This is a genomic window from Bacillus sp. BB51/4 (assembly GCF_008368845.1).
In the GTDB taxonomy this organism is placed as follows: Bacteria; Bacillota; Bacilli; order Bacillales; family Bacillaceae_G; genus Bacillus_A; species Bacillus_A wiedmannii.
This window is the reverse complement of the sequence record NZ_QOSC01000017.1, coordinates 42,039-66,978: the sequence shown is the minus strand read 5'-3', so window position 1 is coordinate 66,978 and position 24,940 is coordinate 42,039. Positions and strand designations below refer to the sequence as shown.

General features: G+C 33.4%; 18 protein-coding genes. 14 read left to right on the top strand and 4 right to left on the bottom strand.

What is annotated here, in order from left to right:
* From DN392_RS23240 to DN392_RS23220, 5 genes are all read left to right on the top strand, one after another.
* Nucleotides 1-432, top strand: a complete 432-nt coding sequence (locus DN392_RS23240; protein WP_000649386.1) for a YlbF/YmcA family competence regulator — start codon at nt 1-3, stop codon at nt 430-432.
* Between the two features lie 125 nt (nt 433-557).
* Nucleotides 558-1,100: an outer spore coat protein CotE gene (gene cotE, locus DN392_RS23235; protein WP_001288802.1), complete on the top strand. Its 543-nt coding sequence runs from the start codon at nt 558-560 to the stop codon at nt 1,098-1,100.
* A gap of 181 nt (nt 1,101-1,281) precedes the next feature.
* Complete coding sequence (gene mutS / locus DN392_RS23230) at nt 1,282-3,954, top strand: DNA mismatch repair protein MutS (RefSeq protein WP_046957390.1); 2,673 nt, start codon at nt 1,282-1,284, stop codon at nt 3,952-3,954.
* An 8-nt stretch (nt 3,955-3,962) separates the two neighbouring features.
* Nucleotides 3,963-5,906, top strand: a complete 1,944-nt coding sequence (gene mutL, locus DN392_RS23225; RefSeq protein ID WP_000516494.1) for a DNA mismatch repair endonuclease MutL — start codon at nt 3,963-3,965, stop codon at nt 5,904-5,906.
* A 270-nt stretch (nt 5,907-6,176) separates the two neighbouring features.
* Complete coding sequence (locus tag DN392_RS23220; protein WP_088321354.1) at nt 6,177-7,163, top strand: choloylglycine hydrolase family protein; 987 nt, start codon at nt 6,177-6,179, stop codon at nt 7,161-7,163.
* Nucleotides 7,164-7,529: 366 nt separating this feature from the next.
* On the opposite strand, the gene DN392_RS23215 is transcribed toward DN392_RS23220, so the two are convergent.
* Nucleotides 7,530-7,715 carry a hypothetical protein gene (locus DN392_RS23215; RefSeq protein ID WP_000461129.1) on the bottom strand — a complete coding sequence of 62 codons (186 nt, stop codon included), beginning with the start codon at nt 7,713-7,715 and terminating at the stop codon, nt 7,530-7,532.
* 482 nt (nt 7,716-8,197) lie between these two features.
* On the opposite strand from DN392_RS23215, the gene DN392_RS23210 reads away from it, so the two are divergent.
* Nucleotides 8,198-10,981, top strand: a complete 2,784-nt coding sequence (locus tag DN392_RS23210) for a dynamin family protein (protein ID WP_088321355.1) — start codon at nt 8,198-8,200, stop codon at nt 10,979-10,981.
* 98 nt (nt 10,982-11,079) lie between these two features.
* On the opposite strand, the gene DN392_RS23205 is transcribed toward DN392_RS23210, so the two are convergent.
* The 3 genes from DN392_RS23205 to DN392_RS23190 all read right to left on the bottom strand — a co-directional run bounded on the left by DN392_RS23205 (nt 11,080) and on the right by DN392_RS23190 (nt 15,866).
* Nucleotides 11,080-12,999 (bottom strand): LTA synthase family protein, encoded by a 1,920-nt coding sequence (locus tag DN392_RS23205; RefSeq protein WP_064470349.1) that lies wholly within the window; start codon nt 12,997-12,999, stop codon nt 11,080-11,082.
* A 465-nt stretch (nt 13,000-13,464) separates the two neighbouring features.
* On the bottom strand, nt 13,465-14,802 hold the full coding sequence (locus DN392_RS23195; protein ID WP_064470350.1) for an NAD(P)/FAD-dependent oxidoreductase: 1,338 nt from the start codon (nt 14,800-14,802) through the stop codon (nt 13,465-13,467).
* Between the two features lie 266 nt (nt 14,803-15,068).
* Nucleotides 15,069-15,866: a cell wall hydrolase gene (locus DN392_RS23190; RefSeq protein WP_088321356.1), complete on the bottom strand. Its 798-nt coding sequence runs from the start codon at nt 15,864-15,866 to the stop codon at nt 15,069-15,071.
* Nucleotides 15,867-16,205: 339 nt separating this feature from the next.
* Here DN392_RS23190 and DN392_RS23185 point away from each other — a divergent pair, with 339 nt between their 5' ends.
* The 8 genes from DN392_RS23185 to pdxR all read left to right on the top strand — a co-directional run bounded on the left by DN392_RS23185 (nt 16,206) and on the right by pdxR (nt 24,935).
* Complete coding sequence (locus tag DN392_RS23185; protein ID WP_064469400.1) at nt 16,206-17,186, top strand: phosphatidylinositol-specific phospholipase C; 981 nt, start codon at nt 16,206-16,208, stop codon at nt 17,184-17,186.
* A gap of 223 nt (nt 17,187-17,409) precedes the next feature.
* Nucleotides 17,410-19,125 (top strand): methyl-accepting chemotaxis protein, encoded by a 1,716-nt coding sequence (locus tag DN392_RS23180; protein WP_000008152.1) that lies wholly within the window; start codon nt 17,410-17,412, stop codon nt 19,123-19,125.
* Between the two features lie 223 nt (nt 19,126-19,348).
* Nucleotides 19,349-20,758 (top strand): glycoside hydrolase family 1 protein, encoded by a 1,410-nt coding sequence (locus tag DN392_RS23175; protein WP_000671623.1) that lies wholly within the window; start codon nt 19,349-19,351, stop codon nt 20,756-20,758.
* Nucleotides 20,759-20,788: 30 nt separating this feature from the next.
* Nucleotides 20,789-21,496: a GntR family transcriptional regulator gene (locus tag DN392_RS23170; protein ID WP_001274905.1), complete on the top strand. Its 708-nt coding sequence runs from the start codon at nt 20,789-20,791 to the stop codon at nt 21,494-21,496.
* 215 nt (nt 21,497-21,711) lie between these two features.
* Complete coding sequence (locus DN392_RS23165; RefSeq protein WP_000006469.1) at nt 21,712-21,903, top strand: hypothetical protein; 192 nt, start codon at nt 21,712-21,714, stop codon at nt 21,901-21,903.
* 53 nt (nt 21,904-21,956) lie between these two features.
* Nucleotides 21,957-22,637, top strand: coding sequence for a bacillithiol biosynthesis deacetylase BshB2 (gene bshB2 / locus DN392_RS23160; RefSeq protein WP_088321362.1), 681 nt, complete (start codon nt 21,957-21,959; stop codon nt 22,635-22,637).
* Nucleotides 22,638-22,660: 23 nt separating this feature from the next.
* Nucleotides 22,661-23,434, top strand: coding sequence for an alpha/beta fold hydrolase (locus DN392_RS23155; RefSeq protein WP_000273472.1), 774 nt, complete (start codon nt 22,661-22,663; stop codon nt 23,432-23,434).
* A 67-nt stretch (nt 23,435-23,501) separates the two neighbouring features.
* Complete coding sequence (gene pdxR / locus DN392_RS23150) at nt 23,502-24,935, top strand: MocR-like pyridoxine biosynthesis transcription factor PdxR (protein ID WP_064056207.1); 1,434 nt, start codon at nt 23,502-23,504, stop codon at nt 24,933-24,935.
* Nucleotides 24,936-24,940 lie beyond the last annotated feature (5 nt).

Below are 24,940 nucleotides of genomic sequence, written 5' to 3'. Positions count from 1 at the left end.
ATGAAAGCATATTCGAAAGATGAAATTGTTGAACAAGCGAAAGAATTAGCAAAAATGATTTCTGAAACAGAAGAAGTTGATTTCTTTAAGAAAGCAGAGGCGCAAATTCATAAAAATGAAAATGTAAAGCGCGCAATTGATGAAATTAAAGCACTGCAAAAACAAGCAGTAAACTTGCAGCATTACGGGAAATGGGAAGCTTTGAAAAAAGTAGAAGCTGACATTGATGCATTGCAAGATAAGTTGGATAGTATCCCAGTTGTGCAAGAATTTAAATCTTCACAAACATATGTAAATGACTTACTACAGCTAGTTGCAAGTACGATTTCTAACAACGTAACAGATGAAATATTAATTTCAACTAATGGCGATGTATTGAAGGGTGAAACGGGCGCAGCGGTAGAAAGTAAAAAAGGAAATTGTGGTTGTTAAAGAGATGTCGAATTGACATCTCTTTTTTTAATGGGTTAAACGTAAGTTCTTCTCGAAAAAAGAATGACACATTCCGCTATTGTCACGCATATGATTAAGTGAATAGTGATTGAGGAGGGTTACGAATGTCCGAATTTAGAGAGATTATTACAAAAGCAGTGGTTGGAAAAGGACGTAAGTATACAAAGTCAACGCATACATGTGAATCGAATAATGAGCCAACAAGTATTTTAGGGTGCTGGGTAATTAACCACTCGTACGAAGCAAGAAAGAATGGAAAGCATGTGGAAATTGAAGGTTTCTATGATGTGAACACTTGGTATTCATTTGATGGTAATACAAAGACAGAAGTTGTAACAGAACGTGTGAACTACACTGATGAAGTGAGTATTGGGTATCGTGATAAAAACTTTTCTGGTGATGATTTAGAAATTATTGCTCGTGTCATTCAGCCACCAAATTGTTTAGAAGCTCTTGTATCACCAAATGGTAATAAAATTGTTGTAACTGTAGAACGTGAATTTGTAACAGAAGTAGTTGGGGAAACGAAAATTTGTGTAAGTGTAAATCCTGAAGGTTGCGTAGAATCAGACGAGGATTTCCAAGTCGATGATGATGAGTTTGAAGAATTAGATCCGAACTTTATCGTCGATGCAGAAGAAGAGTAATAGAAAGCTAGGGAGAAGTTCTTCCTAGCTTTTTACTTTACATAAGTGATGCTTGAATGAACATGATTCCTTATGAAATGTGCTATAATGAGGAAAGACTCCTGAAATAGGAGATATGGATGTCCGTGAAGTGTGACATATATGAAAATTGATTACTATGTAAGAATTATGGAGGAAAAGTATGACTCAATATACCCCTATGATACAGCAATATTTAAAGGTTAAGGCAGACTATCAAGATGCCTTTTTATTTTTCCGATTAGGTGATTTTTATGAAATGTTCTTTGAAGATGCGGTTAAAGCAGCTCATGAACTTGAAATTACATTAACGAGCCGAGATGGTGGTAGTAGTGATCGTATACCGATGTGCGGTGTACCACATCATGCAGCTAAAAATTATATTGAACAACTTGTTGAAAAAGGATATAAAGTAGCTGTTTGTGAGCAAGTGGAAGATCCAAAAACAGCTAAAGGTGTAGTACGCCGTGAAGTAGTACAACTAATTACGCCAGGAACGATGATGGAAGGGCGTACTATTGATGAGAAAGAAAATAACTTCTTAGCAGCATTAACACATTTTGAAGATGGATCGTATGCTTTAGCTTGTAATGATTTAACGACTGGACAAAATACAGTAACGTTGTTAACAGGTTCAGTAGAAGATATTTTATTAGAAGTGTATGCAACTGGTTCAAAAGAAATTGTTGTAGATTCTACATTTTCAAAAGATGAATTAAATAAATTAACTGCAACATTAAAAATGACGATTTCGTATGAAGATGCAACAACGATTCCGGAAGGGTTAGAACATCTTGTGAAAAACGTTTCGCAAGCAAAGTTAATTAAAGCAGTTGGACGTTTATTTAACTATGTAATAAGAACGCAAAAACGTTCGTTAGACCATTTACAACCAGTGGAAATTTATTATACGAATCAATTTATGAAAATTGATGTGCATTCAAAGCGAAATTTAGAGCTGACAGAAACACTCCGAACGAAAGAAAAAACAGGATCATTATTATGGCTATTAGATAAAACGAAAACAGCTATGGGTGGTCGTATGTTAAAACAGTGGATGGAACGTCCGCTGATCCAAAAAGAAAAAGTAGAAGAGCGTTTAGAAATGGTTGAAACATTTGTAAATGATTACTTCTTACGTGAAGATTTAAAAGAAAAATTAAAAGAAGTATATGATTTAGAACGTTTAGCAGGGAAAGTTGCATTTGGTAATGTGAATGCACGGGACTTATTACAGTTAAGACGATCTTTACTTCAAGTACCGGCTATTTTAGAAGCGATTAGTCTGTTAGATAATGCTTATGCAGCAAGGTTAATTCAAGGTGCGGATCCATGTGAGAGCTTAACTGAATTACTAGGAAGAAGTATTCAAGAAAACCCACCGCTTTCTATTAAAGATGGAGATATTATTAAAGACGGTTATAATGACAAGCTTGATCAATATCGTTACGTTAGTAAAAACGGGAAAACGTGGATCGCTGAGCTTGAAAAACGAGAGCGTGATATTACAGGAGTTAAATCGTTAAAAATCGGGTACAACCGTATTTTCGGCTACTACATTGAAGTGACGAAGGCGAATCTTGCAGCACTTCCAGAAGGCCGCTATGAGCGTAAACAAACGCTTGCTAATGCGGAACGTTTCATTACAGATGAATTGAAAGAAAAAGAAACATTAATCTTAGAAGCAGAAGAAAAAATTGTACAATTAGAATACGATTTATTTACAGCGCTTCGTGAAGAAGTAAAAGTATTTATTCCGAAATTACAACATTTAGCGAAAGTAATTAGTGAATTAGACGTACTGCAAAGTTTCGCGACAGTTAGTGAAGAAGAACAGTTTGTAAAACCTGTTTTAACAACTAAGCGCGAAATCTTTATTAAAGATGGTCGTCATCCTGTCGTTGAAAAAGTATTGAACGGGAAATTGTATGTACCGAATGATTGTATTATGCCGGAGAAGATGGATGTCTTTTTAATTACAGGACCGAACATGTCTGGTAAAAGTACGTATATGAGACAATTAGCACTTGTAACTGTTATGTCACAGATTGGTTGTTTCGTACCAGCAACAGAAGCGGTATTACCTGTATTCGATCAAATCTTTACGAGAATTGGTGCAGCGGATGATTTAATTTCGGGTCAAAGTACATTTATGGTCGAAATGTTAGAAGCGAAAAATGCAATTGCAAATGCATCAGAAAGAAGTTTAATTTTATTCGATGAAATTGGACGCGGTACATCTACGTATGATGGTATGGCACTTGCACAAGCAATCATTGAACATATTCATGACCAAATTGGTGCGAAAACGTTATTCTCTACGCATTATCATGAATTGACGGTGCTAGAAGAAAGTTTAGGACAATTGAAGAATGTACACGTTTCAGCTATTGAAGAGAACGGAAAAGTAGTATTCCTTCATAAAATTCAAGATGGAGCAGCTGATAAAAGTTACGGAATTCACGTTGCGCAACTTGCGGAGCTTCCAGATAGCTTAATCGCTCGTGCGAAAGAAGTGTTAGCGCAACTAGAAGGACAAGAAGAAATTATTATTCCAAAGCGTACAGAAGTGAAAGTACAAGAAGTGGCTCCAGAAGCAGCTGTTGTAAAAGAAGAACCAGCAGAAATACAAGAGACGAAAGTAGAGACTGAGGAAGAATCGCAATTATCATTCTTTGGTGGAGAACAATCTTCGAAAAAACAAGACAAGTCAGTTCTAGATGCAAAAGAAACGGCAGTACTTGCGCAAATTAAAAAAATTGATTTACTTGATATGACACCTTTAGAGGCGATGAACGAACTGTATCGCTTGCAGAAAAAGTTAAAGAAAGGATGAGTAAGTAGATGGGGAAAATTCGCAAACTCGATGATCAACTCTCTAACTTAATTGCGGCAGGGGAAGTAGTAGAGCGCCCTGCCTCAGTCGTAAAAGAACTTGTGGAAAATTCTATCGATGCGAATAGTACATCTATTGAAATCCACTTAGAAGAAGCTGGTTTATCAAAAATTCGCATCATTGATAATGGGGATGGCATTGCAGAAGAAGATTGTATCGTCGCTTTTGAACGACATGCGACGAGCAAAATTAAAGATGAAAACGATCTGTTTCGTATTAGAACACTCGGTTTCCGCGGTGAGGCATTGCCGAGTATTGCCTCAGTTAGTGAATTAGAATTAATCACTAGCACAGGTGATGCGCCTGGTACACACCTTATGATTAAAGGTGGAGACATTATAAAGCAGGAGAAAACAGCGAGCCGAAAAGGAACAGATATTACAGTACAAAACTTATTTTTTAATACACCAGCGCGTCTTAAATATATGAAAACCATTCATACAGAGCTTGGGAATATTACAGATATTGTGTATCGTATTGCAATGTCACATCCAGAAGTATCATTAAAGCTGTTTCATAATGAAAAGAAATTGCTTCATACATCAGGAAATGGTGATGTAAGACAAGTACTTGCATCGATTTATAGCATTCAAGTTGCGAAGAAGCTTGTTCCAATTGAAGCTGAATCTTTAGATTTTACAATTAAAGGCTATGTAACATTACCAGAAGTAACGAGAGCATCTCGAAATTATATGTCAACGATCGTAAATGGCCGTTACGTTCGAAATTTCGTATTAATGAAAGCCATTCAGCAAGGATACCATACGTTACTGCCAGTCGGACGATATCCAATCGGCTTCTTATCGATTGAAATGGATCCGATGCTTGTTGACGTTAACGTACATCCAGCGAAATTAGAAGTTCGTTTTAGTAAAGAACAAGAATTACTAAAGCTTATCGAAGAAACATTGCAATCGGCATTCAAAAAAATACAGCTCATTCCAGATGCAGGTGTAACAACGAAGAAAAAAGAAAAAGATGAAAGTGTGCAAGAACAGTTTCAGTTTGAGCATGCGAAGCCGAAAGAACCATCTATGCCGGACATCGTTTTACCGACTGGCATGGATGAAAAACGAGAAGAACCACTGGCTGTGAAACAGCCAGCACAACTGTGGCAACCACCGAAGCAAGAATGGCAGCCACCACAGTCGCTCGTAAGAGAAGAACAAAGTTGGCAGCCATCTATTAAACCGATAATGGAAGAACCAATTCGAGAAGAGAAACCGTGGAACAGTAACGATGAAGACTTTGAATTAGAGGAATTGGAAGAAGAAGTTCAGGAAATAGAAGAGATTGAAATGAACGGTAATGACTTACCACCGCTTTATCCAATTGGACAAATGCATGGAACATATATTTTCGCTCAAAATGATAAAGGTTTATATATGATTGACCAACATGCCGCGCAGGAACGTATTAATTATGAATACTTCCGTGATAAAGTAGGAAGAGTAGCGCAAGAAGTACAAGAGCTACTTGTACCGTACCGTATTGACCTATCTCTTACTGAATTTTTACGTGTCGAAGAGCAACTCGAAGAACTGAAAAAAGTAGGCCTATTTTTAGAACAATTCGGCCATCAATCCTTTATCGTCCGCTCTCATCCAACATGGTTCCCGAAAGGGCAAGAAACAGAAATTATCGATGAAATGATGGAACAAGTCGTCAAACTAAAAAAAGTTGATATTAAAAAGTTACGTGAAGAAGCAGCCATCATGATGAGCTGTAAAGCATCGATCAAAGCAAATCAATATTTAACGAACGATCAAATATTTGCTTTACTGGAAGAACTACGTACAACAACAAACCCATACACATGCCCGCACGGAAGACCGATTCTTGTGCATCATTCTACTTATGAGTTGGAGAAGATGTTTAAGAGGGTTATGTAGGGATACTGTTCATAGAGAAAAATGGTTCCTTGTTATTTTAATAAAATATAGAGAGAAATAAAAAGGAGCGATAGTAACAAGTCGCTCCTTTTTAATATAATTCTTTTGCAACTATATTTTAAAAATTCATTTATAAACTAGAGATAACCTCAACCTATTTGTAATGTATATGTGCTTTATCAATTTTTTTGTAAGGAAAGAGATTTTTAATTTACAGATTTATCAGAATTATGTAAAGTGTAGATAAAACCATAAAATGGGGTGTTCTTTATGTGTACTAGTTTGACATTACAGACAAAAAACGGTCAGCACCTTTTTGCAAGAACGATGGACTTCACACTAGATTTGAATCAAGAAGTAATAATCATTCCTCGACATTACCAGTGGAATAATATAACTGGTGAAATCATTAATACGAAACATGCTACGGTCGGAATGGGAATTAATCATCAAGGAAGGATCATTATGGCGGACGGAGTAAATGAAGCAGGTATGACATGTGCAACACTCTATTTTCCAGGATTCGCTACTTATAGTCAAAGCATAGATGACAACAATACGAATTTGGCTCCATTTGATTTTGTGACTTGGAGTCTGACACAATTCAATTCTGTCAAAGAGTTAAAGAAATCTGTAGATAGCCTTACCTTTTTGGATATACCATTACCGGATTTAGGGCTTACGCCACCACTACATTGGATTTTAGCGGATAAATGGGGAGATTGTATTGTACTGGAGCCGACAAATGAAGGATTAAAAATGTATGACAACCCACTAGGAGTGATGACGAATAGTCCGGAGTTTAATTGGCATTTGCAAAATTTAAGACAATATATAGGCCTTAAATCGCAGCCATTCGCGCCAACTGAGTGGAGTAACTTACCATTAAGTGCTTTTGGTCAGGGCTCAGGTTCAATGGGACTTCCAGGGGATTTCACCCCGCCATCAAGGTTTGTGCGTGCAGCATATGGCAAACAAAACATTCAAGGTATAGATAGTGAAGAAGAGGGAGTATCGGCCCTATTTCATATTTTATCAAATTGCGAGGTTCCTAAAGGCGGAGTAATAACAGAAGAAGGTGCATTAGATAATACCATATATACAAGCGTAATGTGTATGGAATCTGGAACATATTATTATCATACTTACGATTGTAGACAAATTATAGCCATTCATTTATTTCATGAAAATTTAGATACAGATGAGATTAAAGCCTATTCGTTCCAGCGGAAACAAAAAATATTTTATGAAAACTAAGTTGCTTTGAAACTGCGTTTGGTAAATTTTAAAATATATATAATAGAGCAATAACGGCCTATAAAAAGTAGGGATTGGAAGGGATATAAATTCAATCCAATAACTTCTAGAAGGCCTATTAAAGTACCATTAAGTAAAATAAACATGGAAGTACTTTATTTATAAATAGTAAAGAACAAAAAGGTATGGAAAATATCCATACCTTTTTTGTCCTTCCATTATCTATGTATAAAAAAGCGCCGTATATCAGCACTTTTTAAAAAATACGTGGGTTGTATAATAAAGATTTATATATTACTAAAAATATAACTATACAAGGTCTAACATAGATCCTTATTTGGCTAATTGTCATAAGGATCTATACGCTTATTTATTTTTATTATTATTAATTTTTTCCGTATATAACACCTGTTCTTTATAGTGTTTTTTAATTGGGAAAGTATGTGTACCTGAGCCGTTTTTGAAAGTTTTATTGATGGGATTTTTTAGCGGGATTGTTGTAGTTTCAGTAAATTCATATGGGTAGTTTATTTTAGATTTATCTTCAAACATGAAAATGCCTCCTTTTAGGATTTCCTGAATTCTTTACTATAACATGATATGCATATAGATTTTTTTTGGACTAGTTATTTATATAGGTTAATGGAATTAAATTACGTAACTACTGAAATATTTCAAAGGAAAACAATGTGAGAAATATATGATAATGCTTCTTTTATTTATTAGGGAAGGAAATATTGCATATATATTCGTTATAAATTGTTTTTATAATATGGTTTATATAGACTTTTCCTGATAATATAATGCGGGAGATTATAGTGTTATTAGGTTATTAGGAACATTTAATGCTGTTTCACAACTGAAAGGAAAATGAAAAAAAACTGAAACTTTTCTCATAAAAATTCAATCTAACTTGAAAAATGAAAGGAAAATGAAATTTTCCAAAAGATATTCTTTGTTAAGATAAAAAGCATACATACAAAAAGTATTGACATATCTTAAAAATGTATTTTTAAGATATAGTGGGGGAAAAGATGAGAGTAGAAAAACAATTAATAAAAAAGATGTATTATGAAACATTCCTAATGGAGAATGAAACAAAACCACCTATTGATGTACTTGGAGAAGCTTATGTAAACGAAGAAAGAAATGAGATTTCTGATGGATCTTACATTCGTTTTGCACAAGGTGAATTTTATTATCGCCATCAAGATTTTGAAGCAGCTATTTTTAAATGGGAAAAAGTTAATAATGAATTAGCACCATGGGCACAAAAAAATATTGCCGATGCTTATTTCGAGCTTAATCAATTACCAGTTGCTGAAAATGTTTATACGTCCATTACTACTGATAATATAATATTGATGACGGAGATTAGATTACAATTACTTTCTCTTTACATAGAGCAAAATAATTTTGACTCTGCTTTCGCTGTTATTAAAGAAGCAGTTTCTTTAAATCCGGATTATCCAAATGTCACAAAAATTGCCCGTTCCTTTTATGAGGAGCAGCAAGATTTTGATAGTGCAGTAGAGCTTGCTGTGAATGAGTTAATTCGAACAGAATCTTATCCGTGGTTTGAAGTTTTAAAAGGGTATATTGATAAAGGATTTACTAAACATATTTCACCAGATTATTTTTATGAAGTATTAGTTACGTTAAATAATGTGGATCAAGTACAATTTACGCAAATGGTTTCATCACTTTGGAATAGTTATAAAAATGAACAAAATTACTTATTATGGCTTAACACAATAAATGAATTTTTCTTACATATTGAAATACATTCGTCCGATATATGGGACAAAATTTCTTCTCTTTACGAAGGAACGTACTTTGAATTAATTCAAGGTCAATATATGCTTAAAAAATTGCACGATATCATTCCAAGCTTGTTAACAAATTGGTTAAAGGTAGTCAATCCATCTTATGCTGTATTTCCATCAGCAGCTGTATTGGCATGGGATGAGATTTTCCCTTCCGAAATAGATTCAGCAAATATAAAACATGCTGAAAACCTGTTGTTATATTCTATTAATCATGTGAACGGCTTAGAGTATAGTTTGCATCTTTTTGAATCTATTACAGAGTGGGCACAAAAGCATAATATAGAAATGGGTCACCGATTTAGATGGTTAGTTGGCGAGCTCGCAGATTTAAGCACAAATCGCATTTTAGTAACGGGAACTTCAGGAAACGGAAAAACTACATTTATTAACTCTATAATAGGAGAAAATATATTAGAAAAATCAATTTCAAATGTAGTAGTTTTAAAAAATGATGCGCATACAGAAATTAACGCCATAACAGACTTAGCAATTACAACAACTGAAGATGTCTCGGATTACCATCATATGATGTCTCAGCACCATCAAACATATAGAGATAGAGCATGTGTTGAATTTAAATTACCATGCAGATTTTTAAGTGAAAATAAACTTACATTTGTAGTTACACCTGGATTTAATAGGAATAACGATACTAGAGATGAGGTATTCGAATATTTAAATTCTGTAGACGAATTACTATTCGTATTGAATGCGGATTCACCTTTTACTGACAAAGAACGTGATATTCTATTAAGCATTCAAGAACATACACCAAATTTAAAAATTCATTTCTTATTAAATAAAATCGATAACATTTACAGTGATGCAGAAGTGAAAAGAGTATTACATGATACGCAAGCGAGAATAAACACATATTTCCCGCATGCGAGAATTTTCCCTTACTCTTCGTTATATACAAGTAGTCAACAATTAAATGATTTAACTGAGTTTATTCATTTTAACTTTAATCATAAAAATGTCGATGCAGAACGTACGGAAAAGCTATTGTTTTTCATTCGAAAAACAATTACATATCTATTGGATAAACGCGTTGAGAAAGAAAACAATTTAGTGGATTCTATTCATTGGAATGAAGATATGCTAGTGAAACTAAATGGTAGCATTAATAATCTTACTACTTTTGAGAAGGAAAAAATTCATTTCATTACAAAATCATATCGCACAATGAAAATGGAAATTACGAATGAACTTACTGAAAATATTCCGAAGATATTACAGAGTTGTTCGGATTTAATTAGTGAAGAAAGTGATTTTGGGCACATTGATACGGAACTAAATAAAGCGATGAATGAAAGAGTACATAAATATTTAGAACAAACTGTATTACCTAATTTTGCTCTTTCTATGAAAAATTGGATTGCGATTTCTAATAATGAGCTCCTTCAAAGTCAATCGTACTTAGAAGAACTTAGTGAAGGACTTAATTCTTTATTTGGAGAAAATCGAATACAGTTAGAATGTGATTTTAAAGTGCTTGATGACTGGCGCAGAGATACTGACAGAATGACGACTAGAATACAAATGGATGAAGTAAATATTTTACGTCGCTTTACGCCAGCACAATTTTTACTGAAAAGTGCCGGTAAATTATTTGGAGTTCTTCCTAAAAACAAAGGTATGCTATATAACAAATACAAACAGTATGTAGAACATGAAGATTATACAGAGGTAACGGCTTCTATTATGAAGAAATTTTTCTTGCAATTTGAGCTATTTGAAAACACGCAAGAGCGGGATATTAATATATTCTTTAGGAATCCATTTAACTCCTTGAAACAAGCTGTAGAAAACACTCATTTAGAAATACAAGAAAAACAAGAGATGTTACATAAGATGAAATCACAACCTGAAGTTTATCATGATTCTATCATGCTCTTTGAATTGAGATTACGTCAATGTGAAGTAATTTTAAATATAGGTGATGATCATACCTATACAGATGTAACTTTAGAAACAAGCGTAGAATAAAAGTAAAATATACGAGGTTTTTATATGACATTGCATCATATGTTATACGATAGTAAAAGGGAGCAACTTATTACAGTTGCTCCCTTTTACTATTTAGATTATTTTTCAGTCTCTTTAATTTTAGTTTGTACTTCGCCAGTTTTAATTTTATTACTTTCTGAGAAACGTAATAAATCACCTTCAATAATTTTGTCAGACATTCGTAATTCATTTTGTGCACGGTTAATGAGTGCTTGTGCTTCTTTTTTTGGTAAATCTACAATTTCACCCGTTATGCGGTCATAGAAAGTGTTGTTTGTGTATGCATACTTGTCTGTAATAAAGCTACCATCACGTAAAACAACAAAACCGGTATATTCATCTGAAAACATATCATGACCAAAACGAATATCGTTCGTAGTATCAATCCCTAATAAATTTAGAATAGTAGGTTTCATATCGATTTGTCCCGTAGGTTTTGAAATTGTTTGACCTTCTGTTTGGCCAGGCATATGAATATATAAAGGTGTGCGTTGTAAATTTAAAGTATCGAATTCTGTTATTTGATCTTTTTCTAAAAACTGTGCCATTGCACGATTATGTTTTTCAGAAATGCCATAATGATCACCATACAACACAATAATAGAATCATCATACATTCCTTCGGCTTTTAAACGCTCAATAAATTTTTTAATTGATTCGTCTAAGTAACGTGCTGTTACGATATAACGATCAAATACGCCATTACCAGAGTTGTATGGTTCAATAAATTTTGTATCTTCATCATACGTAAATGGATAATGGTTCGTTAAAGTAAGGAAACGAGCGTAAAATGGTTGATCAACAGTTTTTAATATATCTACTGATTGATCAAAGTATTCGATATCTTTTAATCCCCAATTTAAATTTGTTTCTGGCGTAATTTTGTAATCAAGTTCATTATAGTAACGATCATAACCGAGAGCAGAGTACATAATGTTACGATTCCAAAATGTTGCGTTATTCGCATGGAATACAGAAGTGAAATAACCTTGCTGACGTAAAATTTCTGGAGTCGCAGTATAATCATTGTTACCGTGCGTGAAAAATACAGCTCCTCGATTTAATGGATACAACGACGTATCGATTAGAAATTCAGAATCGGACGTTTTTCCTTGCCCAGTTTGGTGGAAAAAGTTATCAAAGTAATAGCTTTCATTTATGAATTCATTCAAGAATGGTGTAACTTCTTGACCGTTAACTGATGCGCCTATTAAAAAGGTTTGCAGGGATTCAAGAGTAACGACAATTACGTTTTTTCCTTTCGCTGCACCAAACATGTTAGGGTTTGGCTCACTTTGGTTTGCCTTTACGTAGTTTGCAGTTTCTTGTAATTTACTACTATCAGCAAGTGCTTTTTGTGATCCTGCTTTTACTTGTAGTGTTAAATCATATACTTGATGAGTGTATAGTCCCAAATTTTTAACAAGCATGACTCGGTCGAATGATCTCGTTAATAGTTCAGGTCGTTCTTTTTCTGCAAGGTGTAGATTCGCAAAAAATACACCAAACGTTAAGAGAAAATATAACAAGCGTGCCGGATGAGTTACACGTCCTGTTTGGAAGACTAGTGCTTTCTTCTTTAATAAAATAAAGAAGAAAATAATGTCTACGAATGCCAGAATAATTTTGTAGTTCAATATTTCTATAATACTGCCGCCTAATTGACCAAAGTTTGATGTTTGCCCGAGTACTGGTAACGTAACGAAATCACTATAAAAATCATAGAACATGACATTCCCAACAAGTACGATTGTTAATAAGAGATTAATACATAGCGCGATATAATTTCTCTTTTCACCGGTTGCAAATAATGCTAATCCAACAAAAGCTAATGATGCAGCGAGAGGGCTAATAAACAAAATAAGCTCTTGTGTAGAAGACTCAATTTTTAAATCGAAACTGAATCTTGTAATAAGATATGTTTTTAACCATACTGCTAAAGCAATTATTAAAACAAAGCTTATATTTTGCATTTGTAGATTGATTTTATTTTTCATTTTTACACCTTCTTTATACAATTTATTTAACTTGTGTTATATATTATATTTTCATAACTATTAGAGTGTAATGAACCATTTAATGGTTTCTAAAGGTAATAATATGAAGTATTCATATACGTACAATGGGGAATTTTAAAGCGCAAATCTATTTTTTGAAACAGAACAGAAAAAGTCATAGTTGTAGTAAAAAATACTTATAGACATCCTAACATATTAAACACTATGATGATGTTACAAAATATCGAACAAATGAAAGTGGAAATGAATAGAGGCTTTTAAAACTGTTGACATTCAATTTGTTAGAATTGAATGTCGATAGTTTTACCATACATAGTTATGTTACATATGTATTTCGTAAAATCCCGATTCTTGGCGGGATAATCATTAGCAGGGGAAGGACAAGGTACATAAACAAAGTGTTATAGAAGTTAAAATATTTGATTGCTATCTTAATGAAAGAAATTAAATATGAGATAAATATTTTCCAACATACAACCCACTTGCAGCAGCTTGAGATAATGAATGAGTGACGCCTGAACAATCTCCAACTAAAAATAGCCCATGCACACTTGTTTCAAAATGGTTATTGGTTTTTATCGTAGGAGCATAGAACTTTCCGTCAATTCCATATAATAAAGTATCTTTATCGATCGGTTCCTGGATAAATTGTTCTAAACGTAATAAAAATTCTTTAAGCCCTTCAATATATAATCGAGGAATTTCTGTATTCAAATCTCCATAATCTCCTTGTAGTGTAGGCTGTATACGGTTATGTTTCATGCCGTTCTCTGTTGTAGGTTGTTTATTTAGTAAGTCCTCTAAGCGCTGTATAACAATTCGATCTTGTCCTTGGTTAATGCTTTTAATAATTGAACTTGCGTATACATTTGCTTCTTTGAGAGTTGAAAAATAGCGCGGGATAAATAAAGTGAAATTTAAGTTAGGTGTGCCAGTTCCTTCCTCTCGAAAATTTTGACCGTCAGGCATAACTAAACCTTCTTCGTACTTTCTAATGATGCGTCCTTTTGGATTCATACAGTATGTAGTTGCGGTGAAGTGTTCATGCTCATAAGAAAGTTTTGTCTCAAATGTATCTTTTAATATAGAACGTAATTGGTGTTCGTTCATCTCTACTCTAATCCCTAAATCTACACGAGTTTGCTCCTGAGAAATATTGAGAGAAGTGCACATTTTTTTTAACCAATCCGCTCCAGAACGCCCAGTTGCAAATACTAGTTGCTTAGATTGAACTGTTCCTTCATTTGTCTCTATTGTAAAATGATCTTTCTGTTTCATAATGTGTTGTACATCTATATGAAATTGTATATTTATTTTCGTAAGTAAAAATTCATAGAGCTGCTGAAAAATGTCACTTGAAAGGGTAGTACCAAGATGTCTTACTTCTGTTGTTAGCATTTGTAAACCACACGTTTCAGCTCTCTTATTGAGATTTGGATTTTCTGTAGAGTATTTTGAAACAGAACTTCCTCCGAACTGACATAGAATTTCATCTACTTCAGCCATAAGTTGTATAAAGCCTTCTTTACCGACTTTTTGCTCAAGTTCTCCGCCAAATCCGTTTGTATAATTAAATTTCCCTTCAGATTTTCCTAAACCACCAAACCCAAAATATTTATCGCATGTAGTACAATTACACACTTTTCCTTCGTCTAAAGGACAATGGCGATCTTCTAGCGCTTTACCTTTATCAAGAATTAAAACCTTTTTGTTACTTTTAGCCAGTGAATAAGCCATAAAAATGCTACTTACTCCAGCACCGATAATTGTAACATCATACATTTTCTTTCACCTGCTAACGAATAGTTTGTTTTTTATTTTTCTAGTGTATAACAATTTTATGAAGTTAAGAAATAGCTTTTATTAATAAAGAGAGAGTTTTTGAACTGGATGCTTTTTTAATTTCTCGAAGTGGTGGGATAAATACAAATGTTTTTATTTGAAAGAAGAAATAGTTTTAAATGATCACTATGTCATATGATTAATAAAATCTAACATATAAAAAAACAGACCTTTCAAGTGAAGAGGTCTGTTAATGATTTCAAATGTTATTTAGCAAACAGATGGTTACCAATTACTGCTACTGTTTGACGTGTCGTAATCCATTTGTCTGTTGATGTTTTTGGATTATAGAAATAAAGCCAATCAGAATGTATGCCATTTGTGGAGATAGCTTCTTCTACTGCCATTTTTGCTTCTGGGCTTGCAGGCTGATTAATTCTTCCATCTGTAACAGGAGTAAAGGCATATCCATATTTAATAGGTTCATAAATAACGCCTGTTATTGTATTTGGAAAACCTTTTGCGTTTACACGATTTAGTATAACTTTTGCTACAGCCACTTTTCCTTTATATGACTCTCCACCTGCTTCAGCAGTAACTAAGCGTGCCATTAAGTCTTTTTCTTTTTCTGAAATGTTTGAGTTGATTTTTAAATGTTGTCCTGTATAAAGTTTATTTCCGGCTGTATTGTTAATTTGTTTTATAGATTGAACGGTAACATTGTAACGCTTTGCTATCGTTTCTAATGAATCTCCCGGTTGTACTTGATAAATAATTTGTCCAGAAATGTTCGCAGGTTTGACGTTTTGACGAACGGTGATTTCATTTGATTTCGTGGACCCTGGAATATTTAACTGTTCACCAATAAAGGTTTGATCGTTTCCTTTATTATTAGCCTGTTTAATGGATTGTATTGAAACCCCGTATTGTTTACTAATGCCCCAAAGTGTATCATTCTTTTTTACTGTATGAATGGTAGAAGCTTCAGCTGTACTTTGATTACATACGAATGTAATTGCAGCTGCAGATAAAGGGATTATATGTTTTATTTTTAATAATTTCATTGCAAATCCTCCTAAGAAAAATTAAGGCGAAACGGTTAAGTAATGTAGTTCAGAATGTCTATTTATAATATTTTAATGTAAGTATATTAGCACATATGGAATAAATAATCATTATAAGTTTCTTATTTATTTAGTGTAGAGTCCGAATATGAAATATTGCATATGAAAATACAGTGAAGTTCCTTTCAATTTTTCTGATTGTATTGAGGATATGTGAATGATTTTTTAACTTTACTTCTATGCAATATTTCATATTGATGAAATGTTATTTATTTTTTACTCACCAGATTATATTATATTCAATAAGTTTGATATAAAACAGAAAAAGGAGGAATAATAATGAGCAATAAGAAGTTTATTTTGAAATTATTCATATGTAGTATGATATTTATCACATCTGTATTTGCTTTACATGATAAGCAAGTCGTTGCAGCTAGCTCTGTTATTGAACTTGAAAATTGGTCAAAATGGATGCAACCTATACCTGATAACATCCCGTTAGCACGAATTTCAATTCCAGGAACACATGATAGTGGTACGTTCAAATTACAAAATCCAATAAAGCAAGTATGGGGAATGACGCAAGAGTATGATTTTCGTTATCAAATGGATCATGGAGCTCGCATTTTTGATATAAGAGGCCGTTTAACAGATGATAATACGATAGTTCTTCATCATGGGCCATTATACCTTTATGTAACACTGCATGAATTCATAAACGAAGCGAAACAATTTTTAAAAGATAACCCAAGTGAAACAATTATTATGTCTTTAAAAAAAGAGTATGAGGATATGAAAGGGGCAGAAGGTTCCTTTAGTAATACGTTTGAAAAAAAATATTTTGTTGATCCTATCTTTTTAAAAACAGAAGGAAATATAAAACTTGGAGATGCTCGAGGGAAAATTGTACTACTAAAAAGATATAGTGGTAGTAATGAATCTGGAGGATATAATAATTTTTATTGGCCAGATAATGAGACGTTTACGACAACTGTAAATCAAAATGTAAATGTAACAGTACAAGATAAATATAAAGTGAGTTATGATGTGAAAGTAAAATCTATTAAAGATACGATCAATGAAACGATGAACAATAGTGAGGATTTAAATCATCTATATGTTAATTTTACAAGCTTGTCTTCTGGTGGTACAGCATGGAATAGCCCATATTATTATGCCTCTTATATAAATCCCGAAATTGCGGCATATATTAAACAAGAGAATCCAAAAAGAGTTGGTTGGGTGATCCAAGATTATGTTAGTGATAAGTGGTCACCGATTCTCTATCAAGAAGTTATAAGAACTAATAAGTCACTTTAAGTTTCACCATAATTTCATAGAAACAATGTAACGCTATTAAAAGTCTTGTGGAATTCCCATAAGACTTTTTAGTATTTGATATTATGAGAATCAAAGTTCTTTGAATAGGTTTATATAATAATTTAATGCAGTTATAAAATCGACATGAGAAAATTGTCGATAAATGTCGATTATTATTGTAATATAAAACATATAAGTATAATATACAGATGAGGTGGATTTATTGTCTTTTATTAAAAATAGTAAAATTGGAACGAAATTAAATGTGTTAGTCATTATATCGAGTTTGGCTTGTATCATGTTATCTTCTCTGGGGTTTTTAGGGCTTCAAAAAGGTGAAAATACATCTTCTAGTATGTATGACGAAAGGCTATTACCAATTGAATGGATAGGAACTGTAGAATCAAATTTTTACCATGTTAATATGAATTTTATGGAGATTATGATATCGAAAGATGAAAAAAGAATGAAAGAACTAATAACAGAAATGGATAAGACTAGGAAAGAAAATGATGAGTTATTAAAACAATTTGAAACTAGAATTAGTTCTCATAAAGAAAAGGGCTTGTATAATGCATTTCAAAGTCAATTCAAAGATTTAAGAATACAAATGAAGAAAGCACAGGACTTGGGACTGACTAATAATGAAGAAGCGTATAGCTATTATTTAAAAGAAATTGAGCCTAATATGGGAAAAACAATTCAGTCTATTCGTGAACTTATTTTATATAATAATACCGCGGCTGAACAACTACAAAAAGAGAATGTGAATAGTGTGAAAAATACAATAATAACATTTGTAATTATTTCATGTGTTGGAATCATAATAATTATTTTTATTGGTTTTATAATAAAAAATGTTATAAAAAAACCAATTGTATTATTACAAAAAGATATGGAACGAGTATCTGCTGGAGATTTAACAATTCGAACTTCTTATAAATCCGAGAACGAATTAGGCCATATTGTACAATCTTTTAATAGTATGTTAGATAACTTGCAACAATTAGTCGGTCAGGTGAAGGTTACAGCAAAAGAAGTGATTATTTCAACTGAAAATATGTTACAAGAGACAAAAACGGCAGCAAATATATCAAACGAGGTTGTTCGAACTACTTCTGAAATAAATAAAGAAATAGAGGGACAAGTGACTAGTATTCAAGAAAGTTCAACTGCGATGGAAGAAATTGCAACTGGAGTTCAAACAGTAGCTGAATCTTCAGCGATGGTTGCTGAAGTTGCTGTTGCAACAATAGACCAAGCAAATGCTGGTAGTGAAGTTATAAAACAATCTATTCGTCAAATGAATAGTGTGAATGAAGTTGTCGAAGAAACTTCTAAGGTCATTGATAGACTTGTTACACGTACACAACAAATTGAAGAAGCGCTAGATATTATTACTAATATTGCAGAACAAACGAATTTACTGGCCTTAAATGCTGCGATTGAGGCAGCACGCGCCGGAGAAAATGGAAAAGGATTTGCAGTAGTTGCAGCTGAAGTAAGAGGTCTGGCTGAGAAATCTAAAACGTCTGTAAATGATATAAATAATTTATTACGTTTTATACATCAAGATACACAGGATACAGTTCATGTAATGAAAAAAGGTCATCAACAGGTTAGTGGTGGTAAAGAAGCAGCATATAAGGCAGAACTCGCATTTTCATCTATTATGCAAGATATTAATAGAATAACGTCCCAAATTCAAGAAGTGTCTGCTGCCACAGAAGAAATGTCTGCTGGGACAGAAGAAGTGAATGCCTCTTTATCAATAGTTTCTGAAACTGCAACACAAGTCGCACAAGAAACGAATCGAACGGTACAATCAATTCAAGCACAAGCCACATTGATTCAAGAAATAACGACGAAATCTAATGAAATGAAAAAGAAAGTCGAAAATTTAGAAATGCTAATTTCACAATTCATTATTGAAGAATAAGTTTGTTAACATTTATCATTAGTATAAACTTTAAGATAATCAATATAGTCTGCGTTGCACAATTTGAAAAAGGACCTTTATAGGTTCTTTTTTTGTAAATGGTGTGAATGCTATGTTCTATTATAGTGAAAAACAGAAACTTAATAATCATTTAAATTTGTGCCTATAAATTTAATATGTAATAATGAATTTGATTTATTCTAATGAAATGGAGGTATATACTATGAAGTTTCCACATGATTTTTTATTCGGAGCTGCTTCAGCTTCTTATCAAGTAGAAGGTGCATGGAATGAGGATGGAAAAGGTGTTACGAATTGGGATGAGTTTTCAAAAATTCCTGGCAAAACATACAATGGAACAAATGGTGATGTAGCGGTTGATCATTATCATCGATATAAGGAAGATGTTCGTTTAATGGCTGAGATGGGATTGGAATCGTATCGTTTTTCGATTTCTTGGGCGAGAATATTGCCGACTGGAGATGGAGAGGTAAATGAAAAAGGCATTAAATTTTATAACAATTTAATTGATGAATGTTTAAAGTACGGGATTGTACCGTTTGTCACTTTATATCATTGGGATCTACCATTACCGTTAGAAAAGGATGGTGGGTGGACGAATAAACGAACAGCAGATGCTTTTGTAAAGTATGCCGAAATTTGCTTTAAGGCATTTGGTGATAGAGTGAAACATTGGATTACTTTTAATGAAACAGTAATGTTTTGTGGATTAGGCTATTTAAAAGGTGCACATCCACCAGGAATACAAAATGATGTTCCAAAGTATTTTCAAGCGACTCATTATGTATTTTATGCGCATGCGAAAACAGTTGCGGTGTACAAGCAGCTGAAACAATATGGGGAGATTGGGATTACACATGTTTTCTTACCTGCTTATAGTGTGGATGATGAAAAAGAAAATATACTAGCAGCAAATCATGCGAATGAATATGAAACGTATTGGTATTATGATCCAGTTTTAAAAGGTGAGTATCCACCTTATGTTGTTCAACAATTAAAGGAAAAAGGGTGGACTCCTAATTGGACGGTTGAAGAATTAGAAATCATTAAACAAAATGCCGAAAAGAATGATTTTATTGGCTTGAATTATTATCAACCAATACGAGTAGAAAGATACGATATGGATATAAAGAGCGATGAGCATTCTCGAGAAAACTCAACACTTGCTCCAGGTAATCCTTCTTTTGATGGTTTTTATCGCACAGTAAAAATGGATGATAAAACATATACAAAATGGGGATGGGAAATATCTCCCGAAGGTTTCTTAGATGGATTGCATATGTTGAAAGAGCGTTACGGTGACATAAAGATGTATGTAACGGAAAATGGACTTGGTGATGAAGATCCAATCATTGAAGGAGAAGTTGTAGATGTTCCGAGAATTAAATTTATTGAAGAGCATTTAAAAGTAATAAAGCGTGCAATTGAAGAGGGAATCAATTTAAAAGGTTATTATGCATGGTCAGTGATTGATTTATTAAGTTGGTTAAATGGGTATAAAAAGCAATATGGCTTTATTTTTGTCGATCATAATGATAACTTAAAACGTAAGAAAAAACTTTCGTTTCATTGGTATAAACATGTGATCGAAACGAGAGGAGAAGAGTTATAACAGATAAAAGAGTATTTTAGGAGAAAGTGTATGAGTGCAAAGTATAAACAAATTGCAGATGTGTTAGAGCAAAACATTCGAGATGGGCTTTTTAATGAAACGAAAAAACTACCTACAGAAGAAGCTTTGATGAATCGGTTTGAAGTAAGCCGTAATACGATACGTAAAGTAATTAGTCAGCTTGTAAATAGAGGTTATATTTTTCAAGTGCAAGGTAGTGGTATGTTTTTACGCGAAACTTCTGTAACAGATTACATTAATTTAGGAAGTTTACGTGGATTAACGAAAAATCTCGTTTCGCAAAATATTGAAACGAAAGTGTTAGAGCTTGAAGTAATAGATGCGGACGAAGATATAGCAAAGCGGATGCAATGCGAAGCTGAAACTAGGATATATTTTTTGAAGCGTTTAAGAATTGTAGATGGTAAACCGTTCTCTATTGAAGTAAGTTATTTCAAAAAGGATATTATTCCATATTTGAATAAAGAAATAGCATTAAGCTCTGTATACAGTTATTTCATTGAAGATTTACGATTAAATATTGGCTTTGCCGATAAAGTTATTAGTTGTGAAAAAGTAAATAAAGAAAACGCGCAGCTGTTAGAATTAAATGAAGGTGATCCGGCGCTTCTTATTGAAAATACAGTATGTCTTGTAAACGGGACAATTTTCGAGTTATCTCAATCGATGTTTCATTATGAAAAGACTAAACTTTTAAATCGAATTAATTTCAAATAAAAAAAGAAAATAATTTATCTTGTGAAAAGCAACTGAGTCCAAAGTGATCAGTTGCTTTTTATTTTTCAAAGTGGATGAGCAAAAAAACACAAAAGTGGTTGGTCCGTTTTTGGCAAACATACATTATGATAAGAGAAGAAAGGTAGTATGTTATTAACGTTTTAAAGAGGAAGTTCTTTATTAAAATAGATTGTCTTTAGAGAGGTGAAGATACAATGAGTTTTGCAATTTCACTAGTGGTTATTATTGTAATTGTATCGCTGTTTGGGACCGTGCTAGTTGCACGAAATGTGGAGGAGAATTACGGCAAGTCTACAAAGAGAAATGTGAAAAACTTATCAACTATTTATATTCTCCTTCTTTTTGTACTACTTGTTGGGGTAACGTGGTATGCGGTAGTGATTTAATAGTTTTGAAAGAAAAAGGTTAATATTGTATATGATGGAGGAGTATGATTTTGATAAAAAATGAACGCCACGTATTAATTGTTTTTCCGCATCCAGATGATGAGTCATATTGCGTGGCAGGTACAATTTTAGCTTATGCGCAGCGAAATGTTCCTCTTACTTATGTTTGCTTAACGTTAGGTGAAATGGGGAGAACGATGGGGAATCCTCCTTTTGCAACACGTGAATCATTAAATGTTATAAGAGAGAAGGAACTAAAGAGGGCTACAAATATTTTAGGGATTAAAGATTTACGTATGATGGGATATCGTGATAAAACTCTTGAATTTGAAACTCCCGGAGAGTTAAGACGTGTAATACAAAAATGTGTAGAAGAAGTGAATCCTTCGTTAGTCATTTCTTTTTATCCGGGATATGCGGTTCATCCAGATCATGATGCAACAGGAGAAGCGGTAGCAGAGGCGTTAGCTAATATTCCGGAATATAAAAGGCCAACATTTTATGCGGTAGCTTTTTCGAAGAATCATGAAGCGGAAATAGGTCCTCCACATTTTAAAAATGAAGTGAAAGAATATGTTCCCAAAAAGTTAGAGGCATTGCAAGCACATGCATCACAATTTGCGACGAAAGTAACGGAACTAAAAAGAGAGTATAAAGAAGGTGTACCGGAAACAGTAGAGTGGTTAGAAAAGGAACCATTTTGGATATATTCATTCAAAGATAAGCGTAAGTGACGTTATAGCTGAAGGTGATGAATATGTATTTTGAATATAAGAATCGGAAAATTTCTTACAATATAGAAGGATCGGGCCCTGTTATATTGTTATTACACGGTCTTGGTGGGAACGCAAACAATTGGCTATATCAAAGGCAATATTTCAAAGAGAATTGGACGGTGATTTCTCTTGATTTACCGGGGCATGGGAAATCTGAAGGGCTGGAAATTCCTTTTAAAGAATATGCAAATGTTTTGTATGAGTTATGCAGTTATTTAAAGCTACAAAAAGTAGTTATGTGTGGTCTTTCAAAAGGAGCTAGAGTCGGTATCGATTTTGCTATTCAATATCCAGGCTTTGTTTCCAGTTTAATTGTTGTAAATGCATTTCCCTATTTGGAGCCTGAAGATCGAAAAGAACGAATTGAAGTATATGATTTACTTAGCTTACACGATAATGGAAAAACATGGGCGGATACATTATTGAAGGCGATGGGAGTAGCAAATAATGAAGTAATTGTTAGGGGATTTTATCAATCTTTACAGTCTATTAATTCGGTACATATTCAAAGATTATTTGCTGAATTAGTAGATTATGATCAAAGACCGTTTCTTTCAAATATTTCATGTCCTACTTTAATTATAAGAGGGGAAAATGATGATTTCGTTCCCGAGAAATATGTAAGAGAGTTTGAAAGACGTTTGAAAAATACAACTTTTATTGAGTTTAAAAATAGTGGACACTTACCTTATTTAGAACAGCCGACTAGCTTTAATATGACGGTAGAAAGATTTTTAAATCATGCACTTAATTAATACTATTATTACAGTCAATACTGTTATTAGGAAATCAAGTATATTTCGTTTTGAGAGGGGCAATAAGGTGGAATGGAAACCAAATCGTGCAGATAAGACGCCTGTATATAAACAAATAGCGGATTATATGGAAAGGGGTATTTCTTCAGGTGAGTTTCCTTCTGACAGCAAGTTACCTTCTGAGCGTACGTTAGCGAAAGAATTACAAGTGAACCGAAGTACGATAGTAGCTGCATATGAAGAATTAAAATCACTTGGAGTAGTAGAACGGCAAAAAGGAAGCGGAACACGGGTGAATACAGACATATGGGGTGTTTCACATAAACGAATACCAAACTGGGGTAGGTACGTTGAGGATGGATCATTCTTACCTAATGTACCACTCGTTCAACAAATTCGAACAGAAACACAAAAAGACGAATTGATTAATTTAGCAAGTGGTGAATTGTCACCAGAATTAATTCCGAGTGATAGATTCCGAACGATTTTGTCAGAGAAAATATTTAGGGAAAACCTCGGTTATGACCATCCACTTGGAAATGAAATGTTGAGAAAAACAATTGCAGTACATGTTCAGCAATATAAACAAATTGAAGCAGATTCGAATTCTATCCTTATTACATCTGGAGCGCAACAGGCACTTAATCTTATCGTTCAATGCTTATTAAAACCTGGCGATGCGATTGCAATTGAGGACCCTTCGTATTGTTTCTCATTGCCGATGTTTAAATCCGCTGGCTTAAAAATATTCCATTTACCTGTTGATCAGCATGGAATGAATCCAGATGATTTAATTGATTTGCATAAAAAGCATCGTATTCGCATGGTATTTTTGAATCCAGATTATCAAAATCCAACGGGAACTGTGCTTTCATTAGCAAGACGTAAAAAGATTTTAGAACTGTCTTCTGAATTTGGGATACCGATTGTAGAAGATGATCCGTATAGTTTAACTTCATTTAATGGAGAAGTGAATCCAACATTAAAATCAATGGATCAAAACGGAAATGTTCTTTATATAAGTTCATTATCAAAAATTGTTGCATCAGGATTACGTATTGGCTGGGTAATTGGCCCTACGCGTGTAATAGAACGTTTAGCAGATGCGAAGCAGCAAGTTGATTTTGGCCATAGCGTATTTACGCAGTGGGTGGCAAATCAATTTTTAGAATCAGAAGATTTTCATGCACATATTACAATGCTTCGTGGACAATTGAAGGAAAGAAGAGATGCATTAATTAGAAAGCTTGAAGAAATATTGGGGGACCAGGTTGAATTTTTTGTTCCAGAGGGTGGAATACATTTATGGTGCAAAGTGCAAGGAACATTTGATGAATATCATTTATTAGGTGAATCTATACGAAATGGTGTAGCGTTTGTTCCGGGAAGTGTTTTAGGTACTAAAAGTGAATATATTCGATTTACTTTTGGGAGAGTAGATGTCGAACAAATTCAGCTGGGAATTACGAGGTTTGCGGAAACGTTAAATGAGATTTCATAATAGTG